Annotated in this window: 11 protein-coding genes; 7 read left to right on the forward strand and 4 right to left on the reverse strand. The window is 37.7% G+C overall.

Going from position 1 to position 14,971, the window contains the following annotated elements; translation table 11 throughout:
• Window positions 1-619: 619 nt before the first annotated feature.
• Entirely contained in the window at window positions 620-1,057 is a 438-nt protein-coding gene (locus MM236_RS06650; RefSeq protein WP_241274174.1) for an SRPBCC family protein, read from the forward strand.
• A 1-nt stretch (window position 1,058) separates the two neighbouring features.
• Here MM236_RS06650 and MM236_RS06655 read toward each other — a convergent pair whose 3' ends face one another.
• Window positions 1,059-1,529, reverse strand: a complete 471-nt coding sequence (locus MM236_RS06655; protein ID WP_241274175.1) for a Fur family transcriptional regulator — start codon at window positions 1,527-1,529, stop codon at window positions 1,059-1,061.
• 292 nt (window positions 1,530-1,821) lie between these two features.
• On the opposite strand from MM236_RS06655, the gene MM236_RS06660 reads away from it, so the two are divergent.
• The 6 genes from MM236_RS06660 (at window position 1,822) to MM236_RS06685 (ending at window position 11,438) form a co-directional block, all read left to right on the forward strand.
• Complete coding sequence (locus MM236_RS06660) at window positions 1,822-2,994, forward strand: aspartyl protease family protein (RefSeq protein ID WP_241274176.1); 1,173 nt, start codon at window positions 1,822-1,824, stop codon at window positions 2,992-2,994.
• Between the two features lie 135 nt (window positions 2,995-3,129).
• A complete protein-coding gene (locus tag MM236_RS06665) occupies window positions 3,130-6,423 on the forward strand; it encodes a PAS domain S-box protein (RefSeq protein WP_241274177.1) in 3,294 nt (1,097 codons plus the stop codon).
• A gap of 101 nt (window positions 6,424-6,524) precedes the next feature.
• On the forward strand, window positions 6,525-7,115 hold the full coding sequence (locus MM236_RS06670; protein WP_241274178.1) for a LemA family protein: 591 nt from the start codon (window positions 6,525-6,527) through the stop codon (window positions 7,113-7,115).
• 211 nt (window positions 7,116-7,326) lie between these two features.
• The gene (locus MM236_RS06675; RefSeq protein ID WP_241274179.1) at window positions 7,327-7,761 is read left to right on the forward strand and encodes a TPM domain-containing protein; all 435 of its coding nucleotides are present in this window, start codon (window positions 7,327-7,329) and stop codon (window positions 7,759-7,761) included.
• Window positions 7,762-7,782: 21 nt separating this feature from the next.
• Window positions 7,783-8,580, forward strand: a complete 798-nt coding sequence (locus MM236_RS06680; RefSeq protein ID WP_241274180.1) for a TPM domain-containing protein — start codon at window positions 7,783-7,785, stop codon at window positions 8,578-8,580.
• 413 nt (window positions 8,581-8,993) lie between these two features.
• Window positions 8,994-11,438, forward strand: a complete 2,445-nt coding sequence (locus MM236_RS06685; protein ID WP_241274181.1) for an ABC transporter permease — start codon at window positions 8,994-8,996, stop codon at window positions 11,436-11,438.
• A gap of 140 nt (window positions 11,439-11,578) precedes the next feature.
• Here the strand turns inward: MM236_RS06685 and MM236_RS06690 are convergent, their stop codons facing one another.
• From MM236_RS06690 to MM236_RS06700, 3 genes are all read right to left on the reverse strand, one after another.
• Complete coding sequence (locus tag MM236_RS06690) at window positions 11,579-13,087, reverse strand: flotillin family protein (protein WP_241274182.1); 1,509 nt, start codon at window positions 13,085-13,087, stop codon at window positions 11,579-11,581.
• Window positions 13,088-13,100: 13 nt separating this feature from the next.
• Window positions 13,101-13,667: an NfeD family protein gene (locus MM236_RS06695; RefSeq protein WP_241274183.1), complete on the reverse strand. Its 567-nt coding sequence runs from the start codon at window positions 13,665-13,667 to the stop codon at window positions 13,101-13,103.
• A gap of 314 nt (window positions 13,668-13,981) precedes the next feature.
• Window positions 13,982-14,968, reverse strand: a complete 987-nt coding sequence (locus MM236_RS06700) for a bestrophin family protein (protein ID WP_241274184.1) — start codon at window positions 14,966-14,968, stop codon at window positions 13,982-13,984.
• Window positions 14,969-14,971 lie beyond the last annotated feature (3 nt).

A 14,971-nucleotide genomic window follows, 5' to 3' on the forward strand; every position in this document is an offset into this window, starting at 1 on the left:
TCCTCTAAGGATAGGTCACTGGTAGATGTCATTCTGGTACCAATCTGAACAAAGAATTGATTTTCAAATCACTTAAGTTTTTTCAAGAAACTCTGCGTCCTCTGCGCCTTTGCGGTAAATAGTAACCGCGAAGGCGCAAAGAACGCCAAGTTGATAGTCAAAAACTTAAAGATTTTAGATTTTTATTCTAAGCCATAAGTAAGTGTCAACTTGTTGATTCTTTAGAATTTGTTTCCATCTTGCAACTTCCTCTAAGGATAGGTCACTGGTAGATGTCATTCTGGTACCAATCTGAACAAAGAATTGATTTTCAAATCACTTAAGTTTTTTCAAGAAACTCTGCGTCCTCTGCGCCTTTGCGGTAAATAGTAACCACGAAGGCGCTGAGAACGCCAAGTTGATAGTCAAAAACTTAAAGATTTTAGATTTTTATTCTAAGCCATAAGTAAGTGTCAACTTGTTGGGTTTTTAAGAATTTATTCCCCCCTTGCAACTTCCTCAAGTCTTTAATTATATCACAATCTTTTTTCATCTTGTCTTTCGAAACTAGTATCATATTTGAAATCCTCATAACATAACTTTGCCAAACAATAGTCATGGATATTCGCTTATAACATAGATGGATATTAATATAGAAACAAAAGTTGAACAGGATTACCTCAAAGTCAAAGAAGGCTTTGATGAAACATTATTTACGAAACTTAGCCCTCCTTTTCCTCCAGTAAAATTACTTCGGTTCGATGGATCTTCGAAAGGAGATTTGGTGACTTTGGAGTTGAATTTTATATTTTTCAAACAAAAGTGGACAAGTGAGATTACGGAAGATCGCACTGATGAAAAGGAGTTTTACTTTATTGATGAGGGTACAGCCTTACCATTTTTCTTAAAATCATGGCGCCACAAGCACCGAATTATTAAAAGTGGGGATTCAAGTATAATTCGTGATGAAATTTCCTACAGTGGTCCTTTTCGTTTGATGACAGTACTTCTATACCCTGCATTATATTTGCAATTTTTGTACAGGAAGCCGATTTACAAAAAGCTTTTCAAAAAGTGATTTATCCAAATTGTAGGTTTTCACAATTCTGAATCTGACAATCTCCATAAAGGACAAGTGAATGACTGCTGATAGCTGACTGAAATTCCCTGCCCATTGCTTCTTTGATCATATTGAGCCTTTCGTCAGAAAACTCCCTGATTTTTCGACACTGGTTGCAAACGTGATGATCGTGGTGCTTATATGTCAAAGCTTGTTCGTATAGCGCAACTTTATCTTTGAACTGATGCTTTACTGCCAAACCACACTCTACAAGGAGATCCAAGGTGTTATAAATAGTAGCACGGCTAATTGAATAGCCTTTGTTTCTCATCAATAAAAACAACCCTTCTACATCGATGTGCTCATCTTGTGGAAGGATGTACAATTCATCAATAACCGAGAATCTTTCCGGGGTTTTTCGACTTCCCTGTCTAGAGAGGAAATTTTCAAAAATCTTTTTTGCTTTATCTATTACCGACTTTTCTGCCATGTTCAATTTATAATAAGAATTAAAGATGCGGGTTTTTTTACATAATTTCAACATTTATTGAAATCTCAATGCCAGAATCCATTCATCGACTCACTCAAGTCTGATTTTTCTTTAAAAATTACCGACATTCATAATTTTTTTCTAAAACAAAATTTCATGTTTTTTCTTCTTATATTAAGAAAGATAAAATATAAGCTCCCAGGAATTTATGCCCAAAGTACTTGTAACCATACTAGCCCAAATATGCCTACTGATTAGTACTTCTTGCTTTGCTCAACTGCCTGGTTTTTTTTTGAAAAAAGAAGCAAGAAAAACCGAAATCAAGTTTATAAATTCCAATAACCTCATTATTGTACCCGTTTCTATCAATGGAAATCCTCCTTTAAATTTCATTTTGGACACAGGCGTCAGGACCAATATCCTATTTAGCAAAACAATGGGAAATGAAATGAACCTCAGTTATACAAGGAGTCTTGACTTGATAGGTGCAGATGGAAAAACAGTACTGACAGCCTCCATATCACCAAACAATTATCTTGATATGGGAAATTTAGAAGGTATTAGCCAGACTCTTCTTGTGTTGGATGAGGATTTTTTTGAGCTGGAAAGTGTGATAGGAATTCCAGTTTATGGAGTAATCGGATACGAATTTTTCAAATTTAATCCGATAAGAATAGATTATGACAACGGAAAAATAACTTTCTATAATACTAAGGCACTCAAATGGCGTCCTTTTGGGTTTAGAAAATTGCCAATGAAAATAGAAATGAACAAACCATACATAAATGCAAAAATAAAACAAAGTAAAGGCAATATTTTACAAGGAAAACTCCTTATTGATACTGGAGCAAACCATGGATTATTACTCAATCCAGAGACAACTGAAGAAATTCAGATTCCGGAAATCAATTTGGAAACCGAACTTGGAAGATCCTTGGGTGGAGACTTGTATGGTGTGGTGGGCAGGACAAAATTTGTTTCACTCAATAATCTCAAATTTAGTAATATAATCACTTCATTTCCACAGGAAACCGACTACAGCTACATTATCAAGGAATCAGGAAGACAAGGAAGCTTAGGTTCAGAGCTTCTCGGTCGATTAGAAATTATATTGGATTACCCAAGGGAAAGGTTTTTGTTCAGAAAATCCTCCACATTCACTAATACTTTCGAGTACGACATGAGCGGTATTACTGCCAAAGTACTGCCAACTGATCTGAGGAGGATTTATATTTCAAATGTCAAACCAAAATCTCCAGCTGCAATAAGTGGATTAAAGGAATTCGACGAAATTATCAAAATCAATAATATTCCAATTGATTTTTGGGAACTTTCTGATTTGATAAAGCTTTTCAAATCAGAAGTTGGAAGAGTAGTGAATGTAACTGTGATAAGATACGATTCTGAAATCCCAGAAAAGTCTGAGACACTTGATTTTCAATTTAGTCTAAGAAGGCAAATATGAGTCCCAAAATTTGATAAGATCTTTAGAAAAGATAATTTATAAAGATTATCCAATCAATTATGTACATTTGTCAAGGTTTTTTTTAAGTAAACAAATGCTTAAATCAAGGGATTCTAAGATTTTAACATGAATAACATGTCTGAACTATCAAAACACAACTTTCAGAACATTCTCTTTACACTTAAAAAGTATAAAAACCAGACATTTGAACTACTATACATTTCTTCAGAAGTTAGAGAACTGATTCGTGTAGATTCCAAGTTCTATAAAGAGAGTTTTTTTGAAGCTCTTTTTCCCACTATAAAAAAACCAGTTTTTGAATTTTTTTTCAAGTCTTTGGGCAATGGAGACAAGTTTATTTGTCCCATCGTATTCAAAGACAATTGTTTTCAATGGGTTCAGATAGAAGGTTATGTGATCAGTCAGGAAGATGGATCATATTTGATCAATGCTTTGGTATCACCAATCCAAATCCCCAACAACATCAAATACTCTTGGCTTTTGGTAGAAGGACATCGATATGCTATCCAAAGTAACGACCTTGGCACGGTTGGCTTTGAGAGCTGGGAGCAGATGGTCAAATTTAGATTTTCATTTCTAGGCGAAAAAGAGGTTTCTAAATTCAAAAAAAATAAACATCCTTCATTTTTGACGATTTTCCCAGGAAGACTATTTCTTACAAAAAAACTCCTCTGCGAAAACATAGAGTTGATCCAATTGGAATACCATACTTCTAAGTCAGCATTGGAAGCGGGATTGTTGCAAGAAAATCCTTCAGAAGCATCCAATGACAATTTGATCTATTATGAATACAATACAGAAACAGACGAAATGAGATTTTCTGGAGCTGTAAAAAAAGTATTGGGCTATGATAATGATTTTTTTGAAGGGATTTCCAAAAGTAAATGGAGAGAGCACATTCACCCAGATGACAAATTGGTTTATAATCGTGGTTTTAAACATACGAATACCATTGTCTATAAGTATCTTCATGCAAATGGCCAGTACATTTTCCTACAGGATGAAAAAAGGACGATCAGCAATGAAGACAGTACAGGTGAAATTGTTTTGGGCATTATTGCAGACATCTCTGAATTTAAGGAAATAGAGAAAGAGCTTTTGGATAACAAAAACATCCTAGATGAACTTACAGGAGTAGTACCAGGCATTGTCTACATGCTCAAGGCCTTTCCTGATGGTACGCACCAGTATATTTTTATCAGCGAAGGATGTATGGATTTGGTAGAATTGCATCCCTATGAAATGCTTCAGAACGAGGACTCTTTTCAAAGATTAATCTTAGAGGAAGATCTAGATTCATTTTTATCGGCAAGCAGAAAATCATTTGACAAAAATCAAAAGTTCGAGTCTGAATTTAGAATCAAAACCAAATCAGGTAAAACCAAGTGGATTTTTGGTGCATCTAACCGACTTAAAAAATTCCAAGATGAGTCAATCTGGGCGGGGCTGTACGTCGATATCACACATAGAAAGTTGAAGGAAGAAGAACATACGATCAACCTGATAAAGTACAAAACACTTTTTGACGAAAACCCAGTCTCAATTTTTAACTACTCAAAAGATGGGGAAATCTTGGCAGCCAACAAAAGCTATCTAGAACACGTGGGTCTAGAATCCGAAAATGAAATCATAGGCAAAAACCTGTTTGAAATAGCAAAAGGCCAACCTATAATCCAAGTATTTAAGGATTCTTTGGTAAATGGTCTTGGTAAATACGAAGGGCCATACGTTACATTTTTCACAAATAGACTTTATCATTTACGGGTCAATGCAAAAGCCATCGATAATGGTGATAATTATCAGGCCATCTTAGAGGATATCAGCGAACAAGAATACGTTCATAATGTACTTTCCGAATTGACAGAAAGGACTTCGAAGTATAGTGGACAAAAATTCTTTGATGAACTTACACTCCTGCTTTCGGAGAAACTGAATATGGATTATTGCTTCATTGCAGAAATCAACAGTAAAGACAAAACAGCAAAAACAATTTCTATTCATCACAATGGGGTAAAAATAGAAGATATCACTTATGAGATTGCAAACTCACCATGCGAACAAGCAATGGCGACAAATTCCCCATTGATCATCCTCCAAGATGCTCAGAAACATTTCCCCTATGATGAAGATCTCAAAAAATTAAACATCTCTTCCTATATGGGAGTCAGCTTGACAGATATCAACAACAATAAATTGGGGATGCTAGTCTTGATGGGATCAATGCAAATGTATGTAAGCAGCGCTTATGAAAATGTGCTAAGTGTTCTTTCTGACAGAATCGGAGCAGAGATAAGTAGAATTTCATATGAAAAAAGATTGCTTGCATCAGAACAGCTTTTTAGAAACATCGCTGAAAACTTCCCTAAAGGAGTAATTGAAGTACTTGATACCAATTTCAAATATGTCTATACTGATGGAAAAGAGTATAGGCAAAGGGGGATTGATCCTAGTTACTTAATAGGTTCTTCACTTTTTGAAAAATATGATTACGAAATTTCCAAACAGGTGGTTGAGCAACTTACCAAAGTATTGATGGGCGAATCTGTGGCATTTGAACTTGTCATAGGAAATCAGCATTATCTCAGCAATGGTGTACCACTGATAAATAACCGTGGAGAAATCGATCGAATTCTACTCGTAACGCAGAATATCACAGAATCTAAAAATGCTGAAGAAGAAAGAACTTTGCTCATTAAAGATCTCAAATCCCAAAATGAGGAACTCCAGCGATTCGCATATATTATTTCCCACAATTTGAGGGCACCGATTGTCAATATCACTTCTCTGCTCGAGCTATACAACAATCAGGATGCTTCTGACCCCGATAACAAGGAAATTATAGACAACCTAAGAGTAGCTACTAATATATTGAATAACACCCTTCAAGACCTTATAGATGTAGTAGCGATCAAAAAGAATAAGCTTCCAAAAATCGAACTCGTAAATTTTGATCATATAATCGGTAATTTGGAGAAAAGCTTATCAAAACAAATAGAAGAAGCCGATGCTGTCATACACAAAGATTTTAGTGGAGCTGTCAAGATCAACTATATCTATTCCCATTTGGAAAATTTTCTTATCAATCTGACTACCAATGCTATAAAATATCGTCATCCAGACAGAAAACTCCAGATAAATATCAAAACATTCACCCAAGGAGCATATACAGTAATTGAATTCAAGGATAATGGAATTGGAATAGACCTGGACAGATATCGCGATAGGCTTTTTGGGCTATATCAGAGATTTCACTCACATGTCGAGGGAAAAGGTCTCGGACTATATTTGGTTAGGGAGCAGATCCGCGCACATGATGGCAACCTGCATGTAGAAAGTGAAGTTGGAAAGGGAACCACGTTTTATATCCACCTTAAAAATCTCATTGTCAACACGGAGGAAATTTTTTAATTTCCCAACTTCAGAGAAAATGCAGAAATTTCCTGCAAATAATAAACCTCTACACTAAATTTACGTCAAATACCTGCAATGTTTTTAAAAACATCTAAACTATGAAAAAAGCACTTATCCCTATTATTATCATTGCCCTTGTTGGGCTATTTGTATACACCAAAGCTGTGGGTGTCTACAACACTTTTGTACAAACTGAAGAAACCATCAATGGAGAATGGGCTGAGGTCGAAACTCAATACCAAAGAAGAGCGGATCTTATCCCTAATTTGGTAAGCACAGTAAAAGGTTATGCCGATTTTGAACAGCAAACCCTCACTGGAGTGATAGAGGCTAGAGCCAAAGCGACATCAATCACACTTCAGGCCGATGACTTGACACCGGAAAACATTGCCAAATTCCAAGAAGCTCAAGATCAACTTAGTGGATCATTAAGCCGCCTTTTGGTTGCTGTGGAGCGATATCCTGACTTGAAGGCCAATCAAAACTTCCTTGAACTTCAAGCACAATTGGAAGGTACTGAAAATAGGATCGCAGTAGCGAGAAGAAACTTCAACCAGTCGGTACAATCTTACAATTCCAACTTGAGAACATTTCCAAACAACATATTTGCAGGTTGGTATGGATTTGAGCGCAAAGGATACTTTGAGGCAGCAGCAGGATCTGAAAATGCCCCTACTGTACAATTTTAACTAAACTACTGACGTCTAAAGACCGATAGGTTTGGTTTCGCCTAAGGGCAGCTAAAGTGCATCTAAGACTTTGTGTGCTTTGTGAAAAACTTTGTGACCTTAGTGGTTATAATTTTTACCACAATGATCACAAAGTAAAAACACCAAGTTCACAAAGATAAAAACACTAAAGGCGAAGGATTTTCCCCAGAGTGTGATATAAAAAAAAACCATGGCAGAACAACTATTCAGCAAAGAGGAAAAAAGTATCATTGAAGCTGCGATTCAGGCAGCAGAAAGGGAAACCTCCGGCGAAATTCAAGTACACATTGAGAGTCATTGCAAAATTGATGTGCTTGACCGAGCTGCTGAAGTGTTTGAAATGCTAAAAATGCATAAAACCCAAAATCGCAATGCAGTGCTATTCTACCTTGCAGTAGCAGATCATAAATTTGCGATTTTGGGTGATGCAGGTATCAATCGGGTGGTTCCCAAAGATTTTTGGGAAAATATCAAAGAAGAAATGACTCTAAATTTCCGTCAGGGAAAATATACCGAAGGATTAAGAAAAGGTATAGAAATGTCTGGACAACAGCTCCAATCGCATTTTCCTTATGATCAAAAAGGAGATGAAAATGAATTGCCTGATGAAATCTCATTTGGCTAAAATTGAATTCACAAAAACATTATGAATAATAAACCACTATTGCTTTTCTTTTTTGTGTATTTGATAAGCTCATTCGCTTGGGCTCAAGGGGATTTTCCGGCAGTACCAAACCCTCCAAAGCTGGTCAATGATTTTTCTAAAACCCTTTCATCTTCCGAAATACAAAACCTTGAGAATAAGCTAGTCGCCTACAATGACAGCACTTCGTCTCAAGTGACAATAGTAATGGTCAATTCTATTGGACCCTATGACATCAGTGAATATGCGTTTCAGCTAGGTGATAAGTGGGGAATAGGCAGAAAAGACAAAGACAATGGAATCCTGATCTTGGCTGCTATGAAAGACCGAAAAGTTTTTATTGCGACAGGATATGGTATGGAAGGAGCGATTCCCGATGCAATTGCCAAAAGAATCGTAGATCAGCTAATTGTACCAAACTTCAGGATGGAAGATTATTATACTGGCTTAGATAAAGCCACTGATATGATTTTCAAACTTGCATCTGGAGAATACGATGCTGAAAAGGTTACTTCGAGTGGCAATGGTGGAGGAGCTATTTTTATGTTTCTGCTCTTTATCTTCATCTTTGTCATTATTCCATTGATCAAGAATAGAAAAGACAACGATAACCACATGGGTGGCAAAGGTGGAGGTGTAGACCTCTTCACCACTATAATGCTTGCCAATATGCTCAAAGGAAGTGGAAGAGGAAAGTTCGGTGACTTCTCTTCAGGAAGAGGTGGATTTGGTGGCGGCGGTGGTTTCGGAGGATTCGGAGGAGGATCTTTTGGAGGCGGTGGTGCTGGTGGTAGTTGGTAAGGCATAATTCCTTGCCTATATCAGCCAAGATGATTCCAAGTAAAACCCTTGTCAAGTTTACATCCCAATATTTGAAAAACGTTGATTGCATTTTTTTTGTGAAAACCAAATAGCGCAAATAGTCCGTTGACGGTCGATATTGTTCGGAAATGACAATCTTGTAGCCCTAGAAATGGCGTTTAACGACAATATTGACTATTATTTTTAGGCATAGAACTGGTATTCTAACCTGTACAGAGATACTACTATGCCGAAAAATTATTTTACACTTGCGCACGAAAATCCCGTAAAAAGGAAAATTGCCCCTGTTATAGATGTTTTGGAAAAGGAAACATGTATTCCTCCCTTCATTCCTGCTTTTCCAATATACGAAGGCTTTTCCAGGAACAGTTTTTCACACAAAGCTATACACCATGATTAAGAACTATTTCAAAATCGCAATCCGCAATCTTTACAAAAACAAGCTGCATACCGGGATCAACTTGATAGGTTTATCTATTGGGTTGGGCATCAGTATTCTTATTTTCTTTTTTATACAGTTTGAGCAGAGTTTTGACAAGTTCCATTCTCAAGCTGAGTACATTTTTCGACTTGAAAGACATGAGAAAGACGAGAATGGTTTCAATTCGAGCTATTCCACTCCCATCAGTACTGCACCTACTTTCGGGGATGAATTCCCTCAGGTAAGGCAGGTGACTAGAACGATTGGCGGAGGTGCACAGGCATATTTGGATGAATCGACCATCCAGTTTCAACCATTTTTGATGGTGAGTCCTGAGTTTTTGGAGATCTTTGATTTCAAACTGCTTCGGGGTGAAGCCAATCAGGTATTGCAAGATAAGTTTGGTGCAGTCATCACAGAGAAGACTGCAAAAAAATATTTTGGCGACACCAATCCGATTGGTCAAACTATTCGGATGCGCATGGAGGATGATTTTGAAGAATATCAGGTTGTTGGTCTTTTGGAAGATTTACCTGCCAATTCAAGTATCCAATTTGAAGTATTGCTCAATGATGAAAATATGGACTTTTCTATTGGAAAGGAAAGTCAAAACTCCTGGTACAATGTCTACGGTGAGACCTATGTAGTGCTAAATGATCCGCTGGCCAAGCGTGAGGTCGAAGCTGGGGTGGATGCTATGATGAAAAAGGTACTTGGAGAGAATTATGTTGCTGGTGAATACTATTTTACATTAGAGCCAATTTCAGCCATGCATTTGCTGGATACCCAGAATCCTGGAATGATAGAAAATACCCGCCCTCAGTTGCTTTGGATTTTGGCAGGAATCGCTTTCCTGATTCTATTGATCGCCTGTATCAATTTCACAACCATGGCGATAGGAAGATCTACTACCCGGGCAAAGGAAGTGGGAGTCCGCAAAACAATGGGAGCTGAGTTTGGTCATCTCGTTTTTCAGTTTTTGACTGAGGCCCTTTTGACTACACTGTTGGCCTTGATATTTGGGTTGATTCTGGCAGAAACAATCCTTCCCACTTTTAATGCATTGTTTGAAAAAGAGCTTCAATTAGTCTATAGGTTTGAACAAATCCTGGTCTTATTCGGGTTGACACTGGCAATTACTGCTATGGCTGGAGCATATCCAGCATTCTTTATGTCAAGTTTGGCGCCTATCAGGGTTTTGAAGGGAAATCTGTCTTTTAAGTTTGGAAAACAGAGATTGCGAAAAGGGCTTGTAGCTTTTCAATTTTCAATCTCATTTCTTTTGGTCGCATCCACATTGATCATGGTCAATCAGATGAATGCTATCAGAAATCATGACCTAGGATTTGATCAGGATATGATCATTTTGGTAGATGTTCCTGATGTACCTTCTACAAGTTTTGTCAAGTCAATCACAGCAAGCTTTGCAAAAGCAGAAACCTATCGTCAGGCTTTATCAAGTAGATCTGAGGTAAATTCTGCAGGAATCACCATTTCAACCTATGGAGATGATGCATTTTGGGATGGAGGGTTTTCACTGGAAGATGGCAAACAGTTTAGCTTTCGTTTGAATTTTGTAGGAGGTGATTATCTTAAGACCATTGGATTGGAACTTGCAGAAGGAAGGGACTTTAATCCAGATCCTAAATCTGATAGCAGTGCTTTTATCATCAATGAAACTTTTGCCAAAGCAATGAATTGGGAAGATCCTTTGGGGGAAATTATCCCAAACAACCGATTCAACACCCATCAAATTGTTGGGGTTGTGAAAGATTTTCATCACAATTCTCTTTATGGGCAAATCGAACCGGTGATCTTGGCAAAGAGTCCTGCTACTTTGTTTAGCGGCGTAAACATGCTAATGATCAGTTCAGCCAGCAATCCAAAAGTTGTCGTAAGGGGTAATGGAAGCGATATTGAGCAATTTCAAGCAATATTGAAGGAGGAGTGGGAGCGAATATATCCAATGGATGCTTTTAGCTTCAGTTTTATGGACGAGGCCGTTGCAGATCAATATAAAGCAGATGAACGGCTTGGTAAAATGGTCTTCTTGGCAGCTTGTATTGCGATTTTGATTGCACTGATGGGGCTTTTTGCCATGGCAGCTTTGGCCATTGCTGGACGTACCAAGGAGATAGGGATTAGGAAAGTACTTGGGGCTTCAAGTTGGAGTATTTCCTGGATGTTCAATAAAGAATTCTTGGTGATCACATTGATGGGGGTATTGGTAGCGCTTCCACTTAGCTTATATTTCATGCAAAGCTGGATAGAGCAATTTACTGTCAGAAATTGGCCTTCGTGGTTCAATTTCTTCCTAGTGGCAATTGGAGGAATACTGTTTACCATCATGATCGTATCAGGCCAATCCTACATAGCAAGCCAAATGAATCCTGTCAAAACACTGAAAGACGAGTAAAAATCAGTTTGTAAAAATTTTAACCCAATCCTGAAGCGTGTCAGGATTGGGTTAAAAAAATTATGTGTATTCGGAATTTTACCAGTAAAGATTCTAATTCCTGCATTTGTACTAAATCAAATATTACCAAAGAAAGTTACCTACTTTTCCTCTTTGTTTTCTGATTGATTTTCTGCCTCATCAGGCCCTTTCAAGTATGTAGGCAAGTTGAGCCCTGCCATATTGAAAAGGTCATTGAGTGGAGGAACGGTTTTCATCATTCCTGAGACAAAATTTGCAGTAGACGAATTCCCATTATCGGCTTGTCCATTTCCAGAGTCCCAAACAGTTATTTTGTCTATTTTGATATTTTTCACTGCTTCTACTTGCGTTTTCACAAGTTCTGGAAGTTTCTCTATCAACAACAACTGGAACGCTTTCGTCGGATCTCCACCAGCAGCTGCTACGACTTGCCTGTAGCCATCTGCTTGTTTGGTAAGGATTTCATAAAGACCATTTGCTTCAGCTTCCATTTTTGCAAAAATAGCATCTGCCTCCCCTTTTGCATTTTCCCTGATCGTTTCAGCCGCAGCTTGGGCTTCGATGATTGCCCTTTGTTTGGCGATCTCAGCAGGTACTACAATGTTTGCTATTTGCGTAGATCTTTCTCTTTCAGATCTTGCAAGTTCTGCCCTTTGTTCGGCTACATAAGACTCTTCCAAAGCTTTCGCTTCTTGGACTTTTTCAGATGCTAGGGCAATTCTGAGGGCTTCAGCCTCTTTTTCCCTTCTATTTGCTTCTGATTGTGCTATGGATATTTTAGCCTCATTTTCTCCCTTGATCGCAACCGCATTTGCTTCGGAGGTTTTTACCCTTGTATCTCTTTCTGCTTCAGCCTTACCGATAGTTTCATCTCTCTGGGCGGTCGCTATACTGATTTCTTTGTCTTTCTGGGTGATTGCGATCTTTACGTCACGGTCCCTGTGCGTTTCTGCTATCTGTGTATCTTTCTCCCTATCTGCTAAGGCCTTTCCAGTTTCCCCGATTTTCTCCTGCTCTGCTACACTGATTTTGGCTTCGTTGATCGCTTTGGCAGCAGCCTCTTTACCCAATGCCTCAATGTAACCTGATTCATCTTTGATATCGGTTACGTTTACGTTGATTAGCTTTAAGCCTATTTTCTTCAATTCACTGTCAACATTTTTTGAAATGTTTTCAAGGAATTTATCTCTATCAGAATTGATTTCCTCGATAGTCATTGTGGCAATCACCAAACGCAACTGTCCAAAAAGAATATCCTTTGCCAGTTCTTGAATCTGCTCTGAAGACAAGCCAAGAAGCCTTTCAGCAGCTGTATTCATGCTGTCTGTTTCAGTGGAGATTGCGATTGTAAACCTACAAGGTACATCTACTCGGATATTTTGACGGCTAAGTGCATTGGTAAGATTGGCTTCAATAGAAAGTGGCTTCAAGTCCAAAAAAGCAAAGTCTTGAATCACCGGCCAGATAAATGCGCCTCCACCATGGACACATCTTGCGGATGTCCCTCCGGTTCGGCCATAAATAACCAGGATTTTGTCAGAAGGACATCGCTTGTACCTTGACACTAAAGCTAAAATTGTTACGAACAAAACGATTGCCGCAACTACAACAATTATCATTGGTGACATAAAATAGATTTGGTTAAAGTGTTTCTACTATTAAAAGGTTATTACTATCAATTCTTACAACTTTGACTACTGCACCTGATGGAATACTATCATTTTCAGTGACGGCATCGAGTTCATGAAAAGCTCCATTTACACTGATCATTATTTTCCCTTTTCCTTTTTTATGACCAGGAATTGTCAGATACACATCTGCAGTCTTGTTGAGGGTGTTGGTAAGTTTAAATGAATTATCCTCTGCCAACTTCCTTACTTGATTGATGATCAGGAAAAATAGATAAACAAACAAAGATCCAATCGCAATAGCTAAAAGTATTAAAATGGTCTCGTTGGAAATACTAGTAAAAAAGGAAATTCCAGTCCAACTGAATCCCAAAAGGAAATTAATTAGATTCCGTAGTGAAAAAAGCTGAAATGGTGCATTTACTTCGCCCAAATCACCTTCAAAGTCCGCTTCCAAACCATCTGTGGCATCTCCGCCTACAAAAGTCAAAATAGTTTGAATTACAAAAATCAAGCTTGTTGGAATCGCAACATACCAAAAAGTTCTGAGCAAAGGGTCTAAATTTTCAAATAATTCCATAAGTTAATGTATAGAGGTTTTTTTAAAACAGCATACTAAGCCTAACCAAATTGAGAGCATCTCTATCAAAAGCATGCTATCAATAATAAACAAATTTTAAAGAATTTTAAAGTCTTAATCCTTTATTTTGGTGCAAATAAAACCAAAAAGTCTCCCGTTACACCAGTTTTTAGGAATGCTAATTACAAAAATTTTGTATAATTTTAGTTATCTCAAAACATTTTTTATTTTTCTTATTTAACCGATTGATTATCCCGTTTGACAAAACATCTGTCGATTGGTGAACTTCATCATTCATCAATCCATTTTTAAAATCACATTAAGATGTTGTTCTTAGGGGTGATTGGCTCGGGCAGTTGGCTTTCATCGAGCATATCCCTCAGGTCTATCTCAATTGTTCGGGAGAGTGCTGCCATCGGAATGTCGTTGGCTCCACCTTCAAAGGGGTTTTCGGTAGCTTCTCCAACTTTTTCCAAGGAAGTGAAAACCCAGGAAACAATAGCCGAAAATGGTATGGTCAACCATACAAAGTTTTCTCCCAATTTTTGGAATTCATTGAGCATGCCGAATGGAAGCATCAGCACCAAAAGCCATACAAAAAACAGATTGACACTCGAAAACTGTCTTGGATAGGGGAAATTTTTGATGCGTTCGCACTTGCCTTGATGGTCATATAAAAAAGACAGCTGACGCTCCATTTCTACATATTCATAATGCGCAATCTTCCCTTCTTTTCTTAGTGCTTTCAAATGTTTCGATTGTAATGAAATAAGCTGGGTAGCTCTATTTTTCTTCTCTAGCACATATTTGTATTCTTCACCTGAAAGATACTTTTTCAATTCTTCTTCCAACTTACCCTCCCACTCAGGAATGGAATAGTGCTTACTATATTCTTTGAAATGTGACTTGTTGTTATTTTCCCATGGTTGGGGTTTTCTAAGTTGAAAACGCAGCGCTGTAAGCCAGGCACAATGCCTATAGATAAGTATTTCAGACTCTTTTTTCTCAGCATTTACAAAGTCCTTGCCCATCATGCCCCAAGTGCGGCTTGTGTTGACGATCGCTCCCCAAATTTGTCTTGCTTCCCAAAGACGGTTATAGGTTTGGGTGTTTTTGAAACCCACTACAAAGGCCGTTGCTGTACCTACCAACGCTACCGGTACCCAAGGAATAGAAATCCACTTTAAATCAAAAACCTGAAACAAAATTGTCGGAATTGCAGCTATTATAATGGCACATATTATATCTCGTCTTGTCCAAAACAAGAATTCAGAAATTTTAAAGTGACTACCTGTATGCATTTC

This window comes from Belliella calami, from assembly GCF_022549695.1.
Classification (GTDB): domain Bacteria; phylum Bacteroidota; class Bacteroidia; order Cytophagales; family Cyclobacteriaceae; genus Belliella; species Belliella calami.